Here is a 17,788-nt window from a genome sequence, read left to right as displayed (position 1 = left end):
AGAGAACATCGTTTAGGGCGTGGACTACTGGGGTATCTAATCCCATTCGCTACCCACGCTTTCGTGTCTCAGAGTCAGGAATGCGCCAGTCTACTGCCTTCGCTTTTGGTGTTCCCCTGGATATCAACGGATTTCACCCCTACACCCAGAGTTCCGTAGACCTCTCACATCCTCCAAGCACTGCCGTTTCTCACCCATTCCCGACGTTAAGCGACGGGATTTAAGATAAGACTAACAGCGCCTCCTACACACTCTTTACGCCCAATAATTCCGGACAACGCTCGGGGCACTCGTATTACCGCGGCTGCTGGCACGAGTTTAGCAACCCCTTATTCTTAGGGTACCATCACGTAAGTTTTTCCCCTATAAAAGCACTTTACACTCCGAAGAGCGTCATCATGCACGCGGCGTCGCTCCATCAGGCTTTCGCCCATTGTGGAAGATTCTCGACTGCAGCCACCCGTAGGTGTATGGTCCGTGTCGCAGTACCATTGGTGGGGAACAGGCTCTCACCCCCCCTAGCCGTCATTGCCTTGGTAAGCCGTTACCTTACCAACTAGCTGATAGCCCGCAGGCCTTTCTCAAAGCGGATTGCTCCTTTACCCTTTCGGGACTATCGGGTATTACCCAACCTTTCGGCTGGTTATGCCCGTCTTTGAGGTAAGTACCCACGTGTTACTACCCCGTTCGCCGTGGGTCTAAACCCACACGACTTGCATGCCTTATCCACGCCGCCAGCGTTCGTCCTGAGCCAGGATCAAACTCTTAATGAAAATAAAAACTGGGATTTAAACCCCAATCTATATTTTGTAAATAGAACGGAACAAAACAAAAAACACTTTTCTTTTTTCAAAGAGTAGTCTTATTATATACGCCTACATATCCGTGTCAACCCTGTTAGATAATATATTCAAAACCATTATTTTTACAAATCTCCGCGTATTCCAAAGCGCTCTTTCGGACACGCCTTTCAAGCGCCTGACCCGCCTTACCACGAGGCAAATAATCAATTTCAACCAACCCAAACCTAGGCCAAAAACCTTTGTCCCATTCAAAATTGTCCAATAGCGACCAATAGAAATACCCCCTTACGTCAACACCTTCTTCAATCGCTTTATGCGTCCAATATAAATGATCTTTTATAAATTTCGTTCGTTCAATATCACGACTGTCAGCCAACCCGTTTTCCGTTATGTAAATCGGCTTGTCGTAATCCCTAAGATCTTTCAAAACATGATAAATTCCCTCCGGATAAATTTCCCATCCCATGTCCGTTATGAATTCGTTATCATTTTTATTAAACCTAAAACCTTTAATTTTATTATGAAAATAATAATTCAATCCGATAAAATCCAGATGATTTTTTATTTTCTTCAGAAAATAATTATTAACAAAATAATTGGCCGCCTGCTGGATCAAACGCCAACCCTCAAAATAAACATTATTTTCAGCTATGCCGACTTTAGCCTGCGGGCTTACGCTTTTTATAATATCAAAAGAAATTTTATGCGAGCGTATCAACACGCGCAGAACTCTAAAAACAGATATCCAGCTTTTTTTAGCCGGCGGCCATTTTCCCCTTATATAAGAATGGGAAATATAGATCCACGGTTCATTGAAAACAATCCAAAATTTCACATCTTTCAAATTTCTGGCAAGGTATCCGACAAATTCAGAAAAGTGAAAAACAGCGTCATCATGCTCCCAGCCGCCGACATCCTCAAACCACAGCGGCAAAGTCCAGTGATTTATTGTTATAAACGGTTCAATTCCCCTTTCTCGCAAAGCGGAAATAATTTTTTGATAATGCTTTATTTCTTTTTCATCAAACTTCCCTTCTTCGGGTTCTATCCGGCTCCATTCAATTGAAAAGCGGTGGGCGTTTTGACCAAGAGACAGAGCGATGTCAAAGTCCTCACAAAACCTGTTGTAATGGTCGCACGCTTTTCCCGAAATATAATTTTCGGGCTTAAACATTTCCGGAAATCTTTCCTGCTGCCATTTTTGCCAATGAGTTTTTGCCCTTTCGGCAAGCCGCGCTGCGTTTTCTTTTTCCCATTTTGACCAATCGTTATTACAACCGCCTTCAACCTGATGAGCCGAAGTCGCCGCTCCCCAAAAAAATTTTTCTGGAAATTTTAATTTCATATATTTTATCTTAACATTTACCCTGAGCCTGTCGAAGAACAAAAATCCCCCGGGAAAATTACCCGAGGGATCTGCAAACAAACATCTCACTTCTGCATTGCTTCAGCGTACTCAATGGCCTCCTGAAAATGAGCAATGCTAGCAAAAGGTTTGCCAATGAAGAAAGAACCGAGCCGATCTGCTTCAAGGATTTCTTCTTTAGACAACGATTCTCCAGACATCAAAACGAAAGAGATCTTGTGTTCCTGCGTCCTCCCCCTGACCGCCCTCAAAAGGTCAAGTCCATCCCAATTGGGCATTTCCCTATCGGAGACAATAAGCCTGATTCCGGAATCTCCACAGCAGAAAAAATTGTCCCATGCCTCAAGGCCGTCAGCGGCTTCGATCGATTCCGAAAAACCGAAGCTCTTAAGTATTTCGACAACAGTCTTCCTCACTGCCTCATCATCATCCACCACTAACACCTTTACGCTCGTATCCATAAATACCTCCTTGCGAAAGATTTTTTTCTTACTACAGAAAACACGAAACGATACTATTTGTCAAGTGCTTTCACCATATCCCACATTTCCGGATGCCCATTCTGTTTTAACTGATACCACCACTCAACGCCCCACAGATAGAAAGTATCAAAACCCGTTCCTTTTATATATTCTAAAACTTCCTGAAATTTTTCCGGGCTCATTGATTTATATTGCTGTTCAACAGTAATTTCATTTATATGTTTTTCGTCCCAAGGCTCGGCTTGAAGCTCTATCACCACGGCTGGTTTTTCCAGATAAAAAAATCTCGCGAGCCCGAGTTTCAGGCGGAAAAACACCGGAGGCAGAGGATAAGTAATTTGTCCGAAAATTTTATTGTACACAGTGCGATACATCGTTGTCCCGAAAATATCAGCGCGCTTGTAAGCCGAAAACCAACCGCTCATTTCCCCGCTGTCCGTTATCAAAACCGGCTTTTTAGAAAGAGACCTTGTCAAAACAATTTCTTCGTCTAAAAGTTTAACATCCAAATCTTCGCATTTTCCAAAACCCAGAAACGGCTCATTTTCAATTTGCCAAGCGACAATCGCCGGATTTTTGTCATAACGATTAATTGTTTCTTCCATATATTCCAAAATTTCTTTTCTTTTCGCTTCCGGATTTTCGTTTTTCGCCCATTCGGGCTCGTGGCATTCAGGCCAGCGCGGAAGCTTTACGCCAATCGCTAAAATTATTTCCGCGTTATTTTTTTGCGCAAGAGCAATCATTTCGTCATAAACGGAAAAATCGAATCTGTTTTGTTCCGATTCCACGTCTTGCCAATAAACCGGAACTCTTATTTTTTTAAACCCCAACTCTTCAAGCGTGGCGAGATAAACTTCGCGCCAATTCAAGCCAAGTTCATCGGCCTGTTTTTTGGAAAAAGTTATGCCAAAATCTTTAACTTCCCCAGAGGGCGCTTTTTCCAAAAGAAACCGGCCGAAACAAAAACAGCCAGCCGAAAAAATTAAAATCAAAAACAAAAACTTTTTCATATTACGAATAGAGAAAAAGCAAAACAAGAGCGATCGTCAGCGAAACGATACCCGATATTTTTTTAATGATTACGCCAAGAGTCGGTTTCTCTCCCACAAGTCCCGGCCTAAAAAAAGAAATTGCGGCTGTTATAAAAAATATAAACATAAACTGGATCCCCTGCATGGCATTAATAACGGAAACAGAGCCAAGGGAAATGGCGTAATTTAAAAGAAGGAAAGCCACCCCGCTTAAAGTCTTATTGGCGGCAAAAAAAAGAAAAAGCCTTTTTGAAACGCTCAGCGGGTTTTGCCTTATTCCCGCGCGCAATCTGCCGGAAAGCAAAATCGCAATGACCGGAACAATCAGGCCTATCCTGGTCCACGCGAATCCGTTTATAAAACTCGTTGAAAGAAAAACGTATTTTGTTGAAAAAAAAGTGAGAGCGAAAAATACGGCGGATACAAAAGAAAAGAAAGGCGGAGCTTTATGGGCTTTTACGCCCAAAGACCGCACGGAACCCAAACTTAATATAATTCCTCCGAAAATAAGCAGGCAAAGAGCCCAAAGCCAAGACTCCGGAAGTTTTTCTTCAAGAAAGAAAAAAGAAAGGATTAAAACCAAAACAGGAGACACTCCGCCCGAAATAGCCGCCGCCCTGTCGGCTTCTCCCTCCTTCACGGCCTTGTTCAAAAAATATATTGCCGGAAAAAATGATGCGCCGGCAATAAAAGCGACCAGCGCGGTTTTAGACGGAATTAAAGAAAAATCAAAAGGCCAAAGCAGAAAAACCAAAAGACTCAAAGAGGAAACATAGAAAGAATACACCAAAGGATCTTTGGATTTGTGCGACAATAAAAATTTGTCAAAGACCAGGACAACCGCGGCCAAAAAATAACTTATTGCGGCCAGGATAAGCCAAGACATGTTTATTTTATTTTAGAACGCGTTTCGCGCCACTTTTTTATTTTTTTATGGTCGCCCGACAGAAGAATTTTCGGCACGGGATATTTTTTGGCGTTAAATTCAAAAACTTCGGGACGGGTATAATGAGGATATTCCAGCGCTAAACCCGTTTTGATATTTTTTTCTTTTTTTAGCAAAACGTTCCAGTGCGATTCTTCCTGGAGAGATTCCATTTTTATAACTCCGGGCACGAGCCTGGCCACAGAAGAAATCAAAGCCATGGCTCCGACATCGCCGTCGGTAAGCACATAAGGCCCGATAGAAATTTCTTCGGCCTTAAGCGCCGATTTTACGCGCTCGTCGATTCCCTCGTATCTTCCGCAAATTAAAAAAACTTCGTCGTATTTTTTCGCCCACAAATAAGCGATTTTTTGATTAAATTGTTTTCCTTTGGCGGAAAGAATGGCAATTTTGATTTTACGGGCACTGGGCTTATTTTTTAATTCTTTAAAAACGGCTTTAAGTATGGGTTCGGCTTTCATTACCATTCCCGCGCCGCCGCCATATGGCGAATCATCGGTTGTTTTGTGTTTATCGTTTGCGAAATCGCGGATATTGTAAGTTTTTACGCGTATGATTTTTTTATCCAAAGCGCGTTTAAGAACCGATACGCCAAGGTACTTTTCAAAAACTTCCGGGAAAAGGGTAAATATTCTAAAAAACATGATACTGCAAATATAACAAAAACCGGCGCCTTTTTACAGCGCCGGTTTTTGTATAAACACAAAATTCAAATTAAAGCTTGAGGTCGTCAACGACATCATCTACGCTTCTGTCTTCGGATGGAGAAGGCATTCGGCGTCCGCCAGCCGGCTCTTCAATCTTCAAATTCACGCGAGCCTGGTTTTTAATGCCGACTACACGCAAAAGATTTCTGATGGATTTAGCCGTGTTGCCGTTCCTGCCAATGATCTTTCCCATATCCGCCTGGTCAATCTTCAAAGTGAGAAGAACGCCCATTTCATCAACCTTGCGGTCGACTTTTACGGCATCCGGGTTATCAACCAAAGACTTCACAACGTATTCAAGAAATTCCTGATCCATATGCTTTTCCGCCATGATAATAATCTCTTCGGTATTTAAGTTAATCTGATAAATCTTGCTTTCGACCTACTTTTATTATTAATTTTATTATATATAAAAAAATCAGTTTGTCAACCCCCTATTCGGTTCCTGCTTTTTCTTGTTCCTCGGCTGGAGCATCTTCTGTTATCTCGTTTTCCGGAATTCCCGAATTTTGGACAATTTTATCTTCGCCGCCATTTCCGTTTTCTTCGACGGCTTTTCCTTCTTCACTTGGTTTCTTCCTCTCTGCCGAAGTAATCTTTCTCTTTTTGCCTGAAAGTATTTTTGCGTCAACCAAAGCGTTAAAAGCGCTGTCGGAAACCTGCGCTCCTTTTGAAATCCAATATTTAACCCGCTCACCGTCAAATTTCTGATCCTCGCCGCGCGGATTATACGAACCAAGATTTTCCAAATAATCGCCGCTTCTTAGCGCTTTTCTGGAATCAACAACAACGAGCCGGAAATACGGATCGTGTTTTCTCCCTATCCTTGTAAATCTTATTATCAGCATGTTGGCTATTATATCAATAATTATTTTTTGGTCAATAAAACCCGGATAACTTGATTACAATTTGGATTTTACCATTTCCTCCGCTTCGTCAAATTTTACCGAAAGAATTCTTGAAGAACCGTCAGCTCCCATCGTAACTCCGTAAAGAACCGAAGCCGCAGACATCGTTTCCCTGTTATGCGTGACTAAAATAAGCTGGGTCTTTTGGCTGAGTTCTTTCAGCATTGCCCCGTATTTTTTGGAATTGGATTCATCAAGCGCCGCATCGGTTTCATCCAAAATTAAAAATGGAGGAGGATTTACCTGGGAAACGGCAAAAAGCAAAGCAATAGACGTCAAGGCGCGTTCCCCGCCCGAAAGCATGTTTAATGAGTGAATTTTCTTGCGCGGCAAGTTAACGGAGATGTCTATTCCGTCTTCCGCTTCTTCTCCACCGGCGTCCTGGCAATCGCCAGAAATTGGAACTTCCTTTTCTCCCTCCAAAAGATCCTGGTCTTTTTTCTTTCTTCTGGGCGGCGTTATTATTTTTATTTCGGCTCTGCCGCCGCCAAACATCAATTCAAAAAAATTCTGAAATTCGATATTTATCTTTTTAACGCCGTCCTTGAAATCTTCTCCGAGCTTTTCTTCAAGCTGTTTTATAAGAGTTCTTAGCGAATCTTCAGTTCTCCCCATATCACCGAGCTCGGAAGCCAAAAATTCATCGCGGTTTTTTACTTCCTCGTATTCTTTCATAATTTCTCCGCTCAAACCGCCGCTTTCTTCCACTTTTATCTTCAATCGTTCTATTTTCTTTTTTTCTTTTTCCGTTTCCTCTTCGACAAGAACGCGCGCGCCCGAAAAATCAATTTTAGATCCCAAAATCGCTTCTATTTCCTCACGGTCTTTCGCTAACTCTGCGGATTTAAAAGAAAAATCTTTTTCTTTTTCGGCCAAAAGATTCAGCTTCGATTTTGCTTCGCTTAATTTCATCTCTTTCTGGAAAAGCGCCCTCTCAACGTCGAAAGAAGCGGCTCTTTCTTTATCTATCAATTCTTTTTCTTCTCTCGCTATTTTTAAAAGTTTTGAAAGTTCTATTCTCTTCTTTTCTATCCCCTCAATTTCAGAGCCAATATCTTTTTTCACGAGTTCCTCTTTTTTTTCTTCTTTTTTAAAAACATCCAGCCTCTTTTTTATTTCCAAAAGCACGGATTTTATCCGCTGCAAATCTTTTTCTACTAGGGCCTCGTCAATCTTTTCTTCAAGCGTCTTAAAAAAGGAAACCGCTTCTTTTAAATCGATTGCCGGACGGGAAATTTTTTCTTTTTCCGGCTCTCTTTCCGCCGCCGATTTAAGGTGCGATAAAATTCCTTCGCATCTTCCTATCTCTCTTTCTATTTCGCTTATTTTTTCTCCCGCTTTGTTAAGCTCCAAATCCATCCCTCTGTTCCCGGCCAGTTTCTTTTTTGAGTCTTCTATGTCTTTAGACGCCGAAAAAACTTCTTTTTCCGCCGTCGATTTTTCCGAAAAAATTTCTTCTTTTTCTTTTTCAAACCGCTTTTCCGCGGAAAAGAAGAAGGAAGACGAGAGTTTCGCGAGCTCTTCTTTCCAAGAAAAAACTTCGTTCGCTTTTTCCACTTGTTTCTTCAAAAATTTAAGATGAGGCTGTATTTCCCTCCTGACCGATTCAATTTCTTTCATATTGCTCAAAGTTTTCTCCAGTTTTCTTTCTCCCTCTTCCTTTTTTAGCTGGTAAATTCTAAGCCCCAAAGCGTCTTCCACCATGCTCATTCTCTCTTTTGAAGAAGTGTTTAAAATCCTGTCCGCCTCGCCCTGGCTGATTATGTGGTGCCGCAATGTTCCTCCTCCAGCCGCGCTCAAAAACTCCAAAATATCTTTAAGGCGGCATTCTTTTCCGTTAAAAAAATATTCGTTCGTCCCGTCGCGGTAGACCGAACGGGAAATAACGGAATCATCACCCTTCGCGCTCTCGGAAAAAATCAAAGAAGCCGAAGCTTTTGACGCTTTGGCGGTAATATGAGAACCGTTAAAAATAAGGTCTTCGCCTTTTTTGCCGCGAAGACTTTTCATCGATTGCTCGCCCAAAACCCACGCGATGGCTTCGGTGACGTTGGATTTTCCGGAACCATTAGGCCCCACGATAGCGGAAATTCCCACGGGAAAATCCAGAGAGATTTTTTTGGCAAAAGATTTAAATCCGGAAATCTGTAATTCTTTCAAAAGCATCGCGAATCGTTTGTGTTAATAACTGTTTATTTTTTCAATCCGCCCATCCTTTTTCCTTAAGCGCTTTTTCGGCGGCGTTCATCTCCGCTTCATGCTTTGAAAATCCTTCTCCCTTGGCGACAAGTTCACTTCCGATATAAACGCCTATTACAAAAAGTTTTTTGTGGTCGGGACCGCTCGCCTCAAGAACCTCGTAATTCGGAGTGATACTCTCGCGCTCTTGCGCTTCTTCCTGAAACAAGCTTTTGGCGTCTCGCCACAATTTTTTCTCAATAACCTCGTCAACGCGCAGGCATATGTTTTTCTTCACAAATTCTTCGGCTTTTTCATACCCCTGGTCAAGATAAATCGCGCCGATAAGCGCCTCAAAAGTGTTCGCCAAAATAAAATTTCTGCCTTTGCCGGATTCTTTTTCTTCTCCCTTCGAAAGCCTTAAAAATTTTTCAACGCCCATGTCGGAAGCGACTTCAAAAAGCATTTTTGAATTCACCAAAGCCGCGCGCAATGATGTAAGTTCGCCTTCCGGCTTTTCCGAAAATTTATAAAAAAGAAACCTGGTTACGGCAAGCTCCAAAACAGCGTCTCCCAAAAATTCAAGACGCTCGTTGTGATGCTCGCCGAGCTCCCTTTTTTCGTTCAAAAAAGACCTGTGGGTTAAGGCCTCTTTGAGCAAATCAATGTTGTTGAATTTAACTTCAAGTTTTTCCTCCAATTCAGAGTATGAACGAACCATGATATTTTTTAATTTCCAATTTCCAATTTTTAATTTCCAAATCATGAAAATTAATTCATTGAAAATTGATCGTAAATCGCTAAATTATAAATTCGCTTAAATCTATGACTTAAGCAGTTTAATCGCCTTTATAAAAATCGGTTTGAGATCATCGTAAATTTTCAAATCCATAAGCTCGTCTTCCTTAAACCACCTAGCGTCATCAAGCCCTCCCGATGTGCCAAGTTTTATCTTTTCATTTTTTGCCTCGGCAAGAAAATATACCACTCTTTTTCTTATCTGCCCTTTTTCCGGATTTGACGCTACATATTCGTTTGAACCGAGTTCTTCTTTTATTTCTATATCAAGACCGAGTTCTTCTTTTATTTCGCGAATTGTCCCGTCTTTCAAATCTTCCCCTTCGTTAAGCCCTCCTTTTGAAAGAGTCCAGAAACCGAATACGTCGTGAACCAAAGCAAAAAAGATTTCTTTCTCCTTTCTTCTGTATACGACCGCTCCGCCGAGATTTTCAAGAGGCAAATTTTCATGGCTGATTTTAGAGCCCTCGTTTTTTCCCGGCTCTCCCATTTCTTTATAAACAGTGCCCAAAACTCCGTTGACGAACTTTCCGGAAGTCTCTCCTCCGAAAGTTTTCGCGAGCTCTATTGCCTCGTTTATCGCAACTTTCGGCGGGACCTCTCTGTGATTTCCAAAAACCAATTCGTAAAGTCCGAGCCGCAAGATATTTCTGTCAACCATCGCGATTTGCGCAAGGGGCCATTCAGGAGCCGTCTTTTCGATTATGGAATCCAGTTTTTTGCTTTCTTTCAAAACTCCCCTTACCAAATTTTCAACAAACCCCCTGTCTTCAAGCCCGGGAGCAAATTCTCGCAGACTTCTATTGATTATTTCATCAATTTCCGCGGCAGAGAAACAGTTGAAGTCGCACTCAAAAAGCACCTGCATCGCGATACTGCGTGATAAATGACGATTGGCCATAATTACAAATTAAAAGTACAAAGTAAAAATTAGAAAAGGTAAAAAATTAATTTTTACCTTTATGTTATTTTTTTGACATCTTCGTGGCGTCAAGCGGCTTGTCTTTTGTCTGCTCTTCCTGCCCTTTCAGTTCTTTTTCTTTATTCTTTTTCTCTCTTTTTGTAAGTTTTTTCAAAACATCAACAACTTCGCGTTCGCCATATGCGCCGCAATTCTGGCAAACCAAATGAGGCAATTTCATTTCGCCGCATTTTTGACACGCGACAAGACCCACTTTTTTGACAAAATGGTGGGAACGCCTTTTCCCGGTATGGGAACTGGTATGTCTCATTCGTACGCTCATATAATTAGCCTACTATAAAAAAATAATCTTTTCAAGAAAAATCCCCGGCTGGCTTTAAAAAAGACAGCCGGGGGACGGAAAAAATATCCGCGGATTTTTATGAAGCAAAACGCCTCAATTGTTTCAGTTTCAAAAACTTTCTTGTCCCAGCCAAGCACCCGGCGCATAAAAGGACTATGGTTGCGGGCTCGGGAACCGGAGCAGGAGGAGGTTCTGCCTGTTCTCTGCAATAAGGCTCTTCAGGAATCAAATTCCAATTATAAGACCATCCTTGAGCCTCGCCGCTGCGGTTCCACACAGTTCTATACGCGTAAATCAAAGTGTCGTCATTGTATCCCAACTGATGAAAATAAAACCATTCCGCGTCAGCCGGAAGGCTAAGATCAAAAGTCATTTCTGAAACTTCAGGACCGGACAGACGGGCAAAAACATTATTGATTCTTTCCCCTGTCCAACCGGCAGCACTGAAATTCCCCGGAGAGACGGCGCCCCATGAAATGCCGGTTATAAAAAACTCAATCTCGTCTACGGGTCCGATCCCGTACCGATGGCTGGAATTTTCGGCATTCAACTGGAAGGTGTTGCTCCACCCAAGAGGTCCCGCGGTATTTAAGATGTCCGCAAGGCACGTGCGCGTGGCGAAGAAAAAGATAAATAAAATAACGGAAAGCGTTCCAACAATCTTCATCCTTTTCATAATCTGATCGCTCCTTTACAATTTGAAATAATTAATTTACCCAACCTAACCCAGACCTTGTCTTTTACCTCCTTCCCAAGTTTCTAAATTGAATGAACAATTAATCCAAATGGCAAATTAGCACAAGCTTTTTATCTCGTCAACAAATTGAGGTTTCTTTAAAAAAAGCCGAAGCCGATGACAAAAATCGGACGTCCGACCTAATTATCCCGTTAGAGCTGGAGGCGAGATTCGAACTCGCGACCTATGGTTTACAAAACCATTGCTCTGACCAGCTGAGCTACTCCAGCTCTAAAGGGACGGACAAAAACTAATTTTATTGTTCCTTCTTTTCTTCGTCTTTGCTTGCTCCGCCGTTTAATTCGTTTTTGTACCCGTTAACTTCTTCCCAATATCCGCTCATTCCTCCATTTTTTATCCGTTTTCTTCCATGCATATTATCCGAAAACTTCCTAAATTTTTTCTTGCATCTGGCGCAAATGCCGCGGGCGTGAAAAATACAGACAAGAGCGGCTTTCCCTGCCGGAGAAATAAATTTTTCTGAAATTTCCGGAAAAAAAGATCCGCAATCGATCAATTTTTTATAAATGCCTTCCTTGCTCAAATTTTTTAATGAATAAATTTTAAAACCCAAAATGCCCGCCGCCCCAAAAAAAGACGCCGCGCAAATCCAAATGAGAATTTCAATAAAATCCATAGCCTAACTATACTTCAAAACGGGAAAATCGTGAAATTTCCATGTTCTCCCCGAATTTTTGTATCGCTTCGTTTAAATAATCGGATACTTTGATCGAAGGATTCTTTATATATGGCTCCTCAAGAAGCGCTTCCATCTCGGAAACGCCGGAAGCCGCAACATGCATAGCTATATTATGGGCGATTTCTTTAAATTCAGAATTTTTCGCCACAAAATCAGATTCGGTCTTAAGTTCGACAAGAACTCCGACGCGTCCGTTTGAATGGACATAAGCTTCCACAAGGCCGGCTTTTGTCTGTCTTTCCGATTTTTTTTCCGCGAACTGCATCCCGTTTTTTGAAAGCCATTCCATGGCTTTTGCTTCATCTCCTCCGGTTTCTTCAAGGGCTTTTTTGCAAATCATCATTGAAACACCGGTTTTGTCCCGCAGATCTTTAATTTTCTCGGAATTAATCATGTCTGGTTTTATTTATTAGTTTTAACTGTTAGTTGCAGCCGTTGGTTCGGGAGCTTTTGCTCCCTCTTTAACTCCTTCTTTCAAGCCGCTGGCTATTTTATCCAAAAGCAATTTTACGCTGCTTTCCGAAGCATCATTGCCAGGTATTGGATAATCTATTCTTACGGGGTTGCAATCGCTGTTTAAAATGGCGATTACTGGAATTTTTAATTTACGAGCTTCAAGCACCGCGGCTTTTTCTTTTTTGGGATCAATAACCAAAAGAGCTTTCGGCATCTCGTTTAAAATTTCCAAACCCTCAAGATACTTCTCCATCTTTTCTATTTTTTTGCCGATTTTCATTATTTCTTTTTTCACCAAACCTGCGAAGTCCCCTTTTGCTTTTTTGTCCCTTAATCCTTTAAGCGCGGATATTTGTTTTTTAAAAACTTCAAAATTGGTAAGGGTTCCTCCGAGCCATCTTTCCGCAACAAAAGGCATCCCTATTTCCCTGGCAACGGTTTCCATGGCGTCGCGAATTTCCGGCTTTGTCGCGACAAAAAGAATTTTGCCGTTGGAAGCCCCTATCCCCTTGGCGAATTCAACCGCTTTTCCAAGGCAAAAATAAGTTTTTTCCAGGTTAAAAATCTGCACATTGTTTCTTAAGCCGAAAAAATACGGCTTCATCTTCGGATGGCTGGAAGACCTCGAATATCCGAAGTGCACTCCGGCGCGATACATGCTTTCTATCTCCGCGTAAACTTCTTCTTGATTTTTATCCTGAATTTTGGTATCAGTTGTATTATTGGTTTCGGTTATTAACATATAGGAAACATTTTAGACAAATTTAATTTTTTTGCAATACGAATATGAAAAAAGACACACATCCGACATATTACCCAGACGCCGTAATAACTTGCGCGTGCGGAAATAAAATGACAATCGGTTCAACCAAAAAAGAAACGGAGGTTGAAATTTGCGCCAATTGCCACCCTTTCTTTACGGGAAAAGGCAAAATTATCGACACAGCCGGACGCGTTGAAAAATTCAAGGCGAGAATGGCCAAGTCAAAAATCATAAAAGAAGCAAAACCGAAAGGAAAAAAGAAAGCGTAAAACGTTTGAAAAAACGTTTTCCAGAAGTTCCGCAAATAAAAATTTTAGCGGCCCGCTTTCCGCTGTTCCTCCCTGTTTTAACATAATATTAATACTTTTGTGAGCGTGGCTTGTCATAGTGCAGGCTTAAACCAGCGGGGTCGTTCCGACCTGCCGGCAGGCAGGCAAATGCTAAAATTTTTTATTCAACGAAACCTCTAAAATTATTATCCATGGACAATCCACTCTCAATAATAATTGAAATCAGAGCCGGAGCCGGAGGCAAAGAAGCCGCGCTTTTCGCGTCCGATATTTTCAGGATGTATATGAGGTTCGCGGAAAAAAACAAATGGCCTGCAACTCTCATTGACCAATCGCAAGACGACCTCGGCGGCATGAAAGAAATAATTTTTGAAATAGCGAGCCCTGAAGCGTACAAAAAGCTTAAATTTGAAGGAGGCGTGCATCGCATCCAAAGAATTCCCTCCACGGAAAAATCCGGAAGAATCCACACTTCAACCGCATCCGTAATAATACTTCCGATCTTTCCGGAAAAAAACCTGGAAATCCGTCCGGATGATCTGGAGATCGGGTTTTCCCGCTCCGGAGGAAAAGGCGGACAAAACGTCAATAAAGTTGAAACCGCGGTGCGAATAACCCACAAACCGACCGGTCTTGTCGTAAAAAGCGAAGGAGAAAGAAGCCAGGGAAGAAACCGCGAGGCGGCAATGAAAATTCTCAAAGCAAGACTTTCGCAGATGATGCAGGAAGAAAAAGTGGCTAACGTGGGAGAACTCAGAAAAACCCAGATAGGAACCCAGGACAGATCCGAGAAAATAAGGACTTATAATTTCCTGCAGGACAGAATCACCGACCACCGGTTTAAAAAATCATGGCACAACATTGAAAAAATCCTGGACGGCGGGCTAGACCCGATAGTGGAATATATAGAAAAATCCGGAAAATAAAAAACCAAGATAAAAAATAAATATCGCCCCGACGCAGCGTCGGGGCGATTAGTATTTCGGTCTTGTTAAACCGATTTAAATTAAAACGATTCCCTTGTTCTCAAAAAGGACATCGGGCTGCCTGGCATCGGACAATATCCTTAACTCAAACAAAAGACATTTAATGTCAAAAATGACACAATGAGTCCGAAACCAATCAGACAGAAAGGACTTTGCTTCTTGGAAAAACTTTCGCCCAAATTTTTTCTGGTCACAATCCATAAAGATAAAGTCCCGATTGATATCAAGCCGCGCGCAAAGCGTATCCCGCCCGGTATCGATATTCAAGATAATCCGAGGAATCTGAGAATGGCCGGGACCGAAAGAAAACCAAAGTTTTGATTCAACTTCTTCCCGTAAGGATTCTGCCGCGCGAAACAGCCTTGGAAATCTTTGGCAATCTTGTTCCAAAGCATTAAACGCGCTGCTAAGAAGAATTTTATCTCCATCAAAACGCTGCTGATTATGAATCTCTTCAAAAAGCGGCTGAAAAACGCGCAATATGCGGGCAAAGTTTTTTGAACCAATCCATTTCATCCAACCGGCCTTCATCACCCGAAAAATCTCTTCTTCGGCTCCACCGCTAAAAGACGTGTAACCTTTTTCATTCAAAATGAAACAGATAGTGTGCCTCACAAGACGCATAATCGGAAAACTTAAATCCACAATGCTCTCTATGATTTTTCCAAGCACGTCTTTACCTTTTGCCTGATAAAAATCTACAAAAACGAAAACAAGAAAATTAAAAATCTTATCCGCTTCCTCTTCATCCCGTGTTCCTTTCCACTGTGAAGCGATTACCATTATCATTTCTTCCACGGTTTCAGGAAAACGTTTGGCGTGAAAACCGACGGCATCATTATACATTTTCATGGCCATTGCCGCCTGCGCTTTTCTGGCAGTGATTTCTGCCAAAGAGACATCATCTCCGCGAGAAAGTCTGCCGTCTTGCCCCACAAAAGGCAAAAGTTCAATATCTTCCACGCATTTCATCAAAACCGCAAAAACATCCTTGGCATCTTTGTCAGAATTTTCCTTGACGCAGAAATTGAAAACATCCATCAAATAGCCCATTGTCCATTTCGGTTCTTTACCGGAGATCATGCTGCAAATAACAAAACTATTCATTTCCTTTGCCAAATCAAACGCTGTTTTATATTTTTCTTTCATCACAATTCCTCCTTCAGCCATAGTCTGTAGTATTTAGACCTACAGGCAAGGCTCTCCGGCCGCAGCCGTGTTTTACTTTTTCCCGCGGGAAAAAGCCTTTGCCGTATGGCGCGCCAAACGGCAAAGAGATTGTCAAAAAACCCTCAAACTGAGTAAAAAATAGAATAAAATTAAAACCGAGTCAATAAAAGAAACTCGGTTAAAAATTTACCGAGAAATTATATCAATCTGCTGCTGGTATTTAGCCGCGAGCTCCATCACATCGTCTCCGTAAAACGCGTAAGCGGCTTTCTGGGCGTTCTTCCAGCCTGCCAAATAACGCAACGCCGCCAAGCGTTCCGCGCTGTAAGTTCCGGCGGCCGCGCCGTTTTCTTTGAGCAAAATGGCTGATGCGATAAAGGCGTCATAAGGATCCCACGGATTCGGAGGATTATGCCCCGTGAGCGAAGCGACTTTATCTTTGTAAAGCACCCATGTTGACGGAATAAACTGCGCCGGTCCCATCGCGCCTCCCCATCCATACCAAGCTTTTTTGGATACGGGCATTTGATCGGGGTCCAACCCAAGCTCCGCTGTTATTTCTTTAAAGACCGGAACATCTCTTGTGGGATGCATGTCAACGCGCCAATTTCCGGTGCCCACATTCTCCCCCAAATTTGATTCTTCCGCTATCACGCCCAAAAGAAACGCCGGCCTGACCCCCGTTAATCGCCAAGCCGTGTTGGCATATTCCACCGCTTTTTCAAAAGGAATGGCGGCGGAGCCGCGCAAGGCGAAAAGTTCGGTCCTTATTGCCGCGGCCGATTTCTGATTTTTAGCCAGTATTTTTTGATACTCCGCTTCCTGCCCTTTCGTAATTTTTAAAAGCCTTTTTTTATCCGCTTCTTTTTGCTCTGATTTTTTCTTTTCGCTTTCTTGAATATATTTAAGCTCTGTTTCCTCCGACTTCTTATTTTCAAGAGAAGTTCTTTCTTCTTCCGTTCTCGTCTGGGTATTTTCTATTTCAACCAAAGACACCTGAAGCTCCTTTTGGATTGATTCAAAAGAATTAAAATCTTCAAAAAATTCGGAAAGAGTATCATAGCCCAAAACTATCTCTACAAGGCTTGTGGAATCCATCTCATCCACGCGCCGCAAAAGTTCGGATAAAGAAATTTTTTCCTGAAAGGTTTTTTGTTCAAGGTCGCCGATAACTCCGGTCTTTTCTTTTATTCCGTCGTTTAATTCAGCAATGGCGATATCCCTCGCCTTTATTTCCAGTTTTGCTTTGTTTATTTGCGCCGTAAAAATAGAGATGTCCCTTTCCAAAGTCGTGCTTTCCCTTTGCTTGCTTTGTATAAGCAGGCTCTGTTCTTCTATTTGTTTTTCCAATTGAGAAAGTTCCGCCTCAAGCCGGGCTCTTCTGTTTTGTACCGAATTTGAGTCTATTTCTTCGGCAAAAAGAAAGCCGCCGGAGAAAAAGGCCGCCAATAAAAAAAATAGTGAAAAAAACTTAAAAGATTTTGCCATTTGTTTGCGCCAGAAGAAAAAGCGAAAGCTAGTCTTTTTTCTCTTCTCCGCTCTCTTCAGCAGCTTCTTCTTCCTTTTCTTTCTTGCCGACGACTTCTATATCGGCCAAGGTTCTTGCTTCCTCGGCAATAGGCTCTTCTTTGGCTTCTTCAACCAACGCGACAATTTCATCGGGCTCGGCAAGAATTTCAACTCCCTTGGGAAGAACGATGTCTTTTACCGTTATTTTATCTTCAAAAGTGTTTAAAGACGAAAGATTAACCTGAAGTTCCGGAGGCAAATCAGACGGGAAAGATTCAACTTCAACTTCATGCAAAACTTTTACCAAAGCGCCGCCCGCTTTCACGGCAGGAGCCTCTCCTTCAAAAACCAAAGGAATATTGGCGGTAATCTTCTTATTCATGTCCACGGCGTAAAAATCAGCGTGCCGCGGCTCGCCATTAACGGGGTCTTTGTCCAAATCGTAGATAAGGGCATTTTTCTTTTCTCCTCCAATTTCAATCTCTACAAGAGACGATTCTCCGGCCGCGTTCCAAATTTTTTTAAACTCGGCTAAAGAAACGGAAATTGAAAGACTGTTTCCTTTTGAATCGTACAAAACCGCCGGCATTTTTCCTTCCTTGCGGCTTTTATTTAATTTTTTTCCGAAAGTGTTTCTTTCTTCGGCTTTTATCTTTAGAACAACCATACAAATACAAATGATACTTATTTT

The 17,788-nt window shown here is 42.1% G+C and carries 20 protein-coding genes, 1 tRNA gene and 1 rRNA gene; 2 read left to right on the top strand and 20 right to left on the bottom strand.

From position 1 onward, the window contains the following. The 17 genes from PHC85_02745 to rpsB all read right to left on the bottom strand — a co-directional run. A 16S ribosomal RNA gene (locus tag PHC85_02745) occupies positions 1-773 on the bottom strand; the annotation flags it as partial. Positions 774-897: 124 nt separating this feature from the next. Beyond that, complete coding sequence (locus PHC85_02740) at positions 898-2,148, bottom strand: glycoside hydrolase family 1 protein (protein ID MDD5033004.1); 1,251 nt, start codon at positions 2,146-2,148, stop codon at positions 898-900. 86 nt (positions 2,149-2,234) lie between these two features. Next, positions 2,235-2,612: a response regulator gene (locus PHC85_02735; protein MDD5033003.1), complete on the bottom strand. Its 378-nt coding sequence runs from the start codon at positions 2,610-2,612 to the stop codon at positions 2,235-2,237. Positions 2,613-2,683: 71 nt separating this feature from the next. After that, a complete protein-coding gene (locus PHC85_02730) occupies positions 2,684-3,664 on the bottom strand; it encodes a beta-galactosidase (protein MDD5033002.1) in 981 nt (326 codons plus the stop codon). Position 3,665: 1 nt separating this feature from the next. Next, complete coding sequence (locus PHC85_02725) at positions 3,666-4,571, bottom strand: EamA family transporter (protein MDD5033001.1); 906 nt, start codon at positions 4,569-4,571, stop codon at positions 3,666-3,668. Positions 4,572-4,573: 2 nt separating this feature from the next. After that, positions 4,574-5,275, bottom strand: a complete 702-nt coding sequence (gene trmD / locus PHC85_02720; GenBank protein MDD5033000.1) for a tRNA (guanosine(37)-N1)-methyltransferase TrmD — start codon at positions 5,273-5,275, stop codon at positions 4,574-4,576. Positions 5,276-5,345: 70 nt separating this feature from the next. Beyond that, positions 5,346-5,669 (bottom strand): KH domain-containing protein, encoded by a 324-nt coding sequence (locus PHC85_02715; GenBank protein ID MDD5032999.1) that lies wholly within the window; start codon positions 5,667-5,669, stop codon positions 5,346-5,348. 103 nt (positions 5,670-5,772) lie between these two features. Beyond that, on the bottom strand, positions 5,773-6,186 hold the full coding sequence (gene rpsP, locus PHC85_02710) for a 30S ribosomal protein S16 (GenBank protein ID MDD5032998.1): 414 nt from the start codon (positions 6,184-6,186) through the stop codon (positions 5,773-5,775). Between the two features lie 54 nt (positions 6,187-6,240). Next, on the bottom strand, positions 6,241-8,412 hold the full coding sequence (locus PHC85_02705; GenBank protein MDD5032997.1) for a hypothetical protein: 2,172 nt from the start codon (positions 8,410-8,412) through the stop codon (positions 6,241-6,243). Positions 8,413-8,446: 34 nt separating this feature from the next. Next, complete coding sequence (gene rnc / locus PHC85_02700) at positions 8,447-9,190, bottom strand: ribonuclease III (protein MDD5032996.1); 744 nt, start codon at positions 9,188-9,190, stop codon at positions 8,447-8,449. A gap of 57 nt (positions 9,191-9,247) precedes the next feature. Beyond that, positions 9,248-10,123, bottom strand: a complete 876-nt coding sequence (gene nusB, locus PHC85_02695) for a transcription antitermination factor NusB (protein MDD5032995.1) — start codon at positions 10,121-10,123, stop codon at positions 9,248-9,250. 64 nt (positions 10,124-10,187) lie between these two features. After that, entirely contained in the window at positions 10,188-10,454 is a 267-nt protein-coding gene (rpmF, locus tag PHC85_02690) for a 50S ribosomal protein L32 (GenBank protein ID MDD5032994.1), read from the bottom strand. Positions 10,455-10,563: 109 nt separating this feature from the next. After that, positions 10,564-11,154, bottom strand: coding sequence for a PEP-CTERM sorting domain-containing protein (locus PHC85_02685; GenBank protein ID MDD5032993.1), 591 nt, complete (start codon positions 11,152-11,154; stop codon positions 10,564-10,566). A gap of 225 nt (positions 11,155-11,379) precedes the next feature. Further along, positions 11,380-11,453: transfer RNA gene (locus tag PHC85_02680), tRNA-Thr, on the bottom strand. Positions 11,454-11,479: 26 nt separating this feature from the next. After that, entirely contained in the window at positions 11,480-11,860 is a 381-nt protein-coding gene (locus PHC85_02675; GenBank protein ID MDD5032992.1) for a hypothetical protein, read from the bottom strand. A gap of 7 nt (positions 11,861-11,867) precedes the next feature. Continuing rightward, positions 11,868-12,317: a translation elongation factor Ts gene (tsf, locus tag PHC85_02670; protein ID MDD5032991.1), complete on the bottom strand. Its 450-nt coding sequence runs from the start codon at positions 12,315-12,317 to the stop codon at positions 11,868-11,870. 21 nt (positions 12,318-12,338) lie between these two features. After that, complete coding sequence (gene rpsB, locus PHC85_02665) at positions 12,339-13,121, bottom strand: 30S ribosomal protein S2 (protein ID MDD5032990.1); 783 nt, start codon at positions 13,119-13,121, stop codon at positions 12,339-12,341. 44 nt (positions 13,122-13,165) lie between these two features. On the opposite strand from rpsB, the gene rpmE reads away from it, so the two are divergent. Next, entirely contained in the window at positions 13,166-13,411 is a 246-nt protein-coding gene (gene rpmE / locus PHC85_02660) for a 50S ribosomal protein L31 (GenBank protein ID MDD5032989.1), read from the top strand. 212 nt (positions 13,412-13,623) lie between these two features. Beyond that, a complete protein-coding gene (locus PHC85_02655; GenBank protein ID MDD5032988.1) occupies positions 13,624-14,358 on the top strand; it encodes a PCRF domain-containing protein in 735 nt (244 codons plus the stop codon). 75 nt (positions 14,359-14,433) lie between these two features. Here the strand turns inward: PHC85_02655 and PHC85_02650 are convergent, their stop codons facing one another. The 3 genes from PHC85_02650 to PHC85_02640 all read right to left on the bottom strand — a co-directional run bounded on the left by PHC85_02650 (position 14,434) and on the right by PHC85_02640 (position 17,764). Continuing rightward, on the bottom strand, positions 14,434-15,588 hold the full coding sequence (locus PHC85_02650; GenBank protein ID MDD5032987.1) for a hypothetical protein: 1,155 nt from the start codon (positions 15,586-15,588) through the stop codon (positions 14,434-14,436). A 186-nt stretch (positions 15,589-15,774) separates the two neighbouring features. Then, a complete protein-coding gene (locus tag PHC85_02645) occupies positions 15,775-17,076 on the bottom strand; it encodes a hypothetical protein (GenBank protein ID MDD5032986.1) in 1,302 nt (433 codons plus the stop codon). A gap of 28 nt (positions 17,077-17,104) precedes the next feature. Then, on the bottom strand, positions 17,105-17,764 hold the full coding sequence (locus tag PHC85_02640; protein ID MDD5032985.1) for a 50S ribosomal protein L25: 660 nt from the start codon (positions 17,762-17,764) through the stop codon (positions 17,105-17,107). Positions 17,765-17,788 lie beyond the last annotated feature (24 nt).

The organism is Candidatus Paceibacterota bacterium (genome assembly GCA_028711505.1).
Lineage (GTDB): Bacteria > Patescibacteriota > Minisyncoccia > JAHISW01 > Tagabacteraceae > JAQTSC01.
Note: the sequence above shows the minus strand (reverse complement) of the source record. Positions and strands in the feature narration are given on the sequence as shown.

Excerpts from the sequence above, each read along its gene's own strand:
- PHC85_02740 (MDD5033004.1), bottom strand. The coding sequence starts at position 2,148 with ATGAAATTAAAATTTCCAGAAAAATTTTTTTGGGGAGCGGCGACTTCG.
- PHC85_02730 (MDD5033002.1), bottom strand. The coding sequence starts at position 3,664 with ATGAAAAAGTTTTTGTTTTTGATTTTAATTTTTTCGGCTGGCTGTTTT.
- PHC85_02725 (MDD5033001.1), bottom strand. The coding sequence starts at position 4,571 with ATGTCTTGGCTTATCCTGGCCGCAATAAGTTATTTTTTGGCCGCGGTT.
- trmD (MDD5033000.1), bottom strand. The coding sequence starts at position 5,275 with ATGTTTTTTAGAATATTTACCCTTTTCCCGGAAGTTTTTGAAAAGTAC.
- PHC85_02715 (MDD5032999.1), bottom strand. The coding sequence starts at position 5,669 with ATGGCGGAAAAGCATATGGATCAGGAATTTCTTGAATACGTTGTGAAG.
- rpsP (MDD5032998.1), bottom strand. The coding sequence starts at position 6,186 with ATGCTGATAATAAGATTTACAAGGATAGGGAGAAAACACGATCCGTAT.
- PHC85_02705 (MDD5032997.1), bottom strand. The coding sequence starts at position 8,412 with ATGCTTTTGAAAGAATTACAGATTTCCGGATTTAAATCTTTTGCCAAA.
- rnc (MDD5032996.1), bottom strand. The coding sequence starts at position 9,190 with ATGATTTGGAAATTAAAAATTGGAAATTGGAAATTAAAAAATATCATG.
- nusB (MDD5032995.1), bottom strand. The coding sequence starts at position 10,123 with ATGGCCAATCGTCATTTATCACGCAGTATCGCGATGCAGGTGCTTTTT.
- rpmF (MDD5032994.1), bottom strand. The coding sequence starts at position 10,454 with ATGAGACATACCAGTTCCCATACCGGGAAAAGGCGTTCCCACCATTTT.
- PHC85_02685 (MDD5032993.1), bottom strand. The coding sequence starts at position 11,154 with ATGAAGATTGTTGGAACGCTTTCCGTTATTTTATTTATCTTTTTCTTC.
- PHC85_02675 (MDD5032992.1), bottom strand. The coding sequence starts at position 11,860 with ATGGATTTTATTGAAATTCTCATTTGGATTTGCGCGGCGTCTTTTTTT.
- tsf (MDD5032991.1), bottom strand. The coding sequence starts at position 12,317 with ATGATTAATTCCGAGAAAATTAAAGATCTGCGGGACAAAACCGGTGTT.
- rpsB (MDD5032990.1), bottom strand. The coding sequence starts at position 13,121 with ATGTTAATAACCGAAACCAATAATACAACTGATACCAAAATTCAGGAT.
- rpmE (MDD5032989.1), top strand. The coding sequence starts at position 13,166 with ATGAAAAAAGACACACATCCGACATATTACCCAGACGCCGTAATAACT.
- PHC85_02655 (MDD5032988.1), top strand. The coding sequence starts at position 13,624 with ATGGACAATCCACTCTCAATAATAATTGAAATCAGAGCCGGAGCCGGA.
- PHC85_02650 (MDD5032987.1), bottom strand. The coding sequence starts at position 15,588 with ATGGCTGAAGGAGGAATTGTGATGAAAGAAAAATATAAAACAGCGTTT.
- PHC85_02645 (MDD5032986.1), bottom strand. The coding sequence starts at position 17,076 with ATGGCAAAATCTTTTAAGTTTTTTTCACTATTTTTTTTATTGGCGGCC.
- PHC85_02640 (MDD5032985.1), bottom strand. The coding sequence starts at position 17,764 with ATGGTTGTTCTAAAGATAAAAGCCGAAGAAAGAAACACTTTCGGAAAA.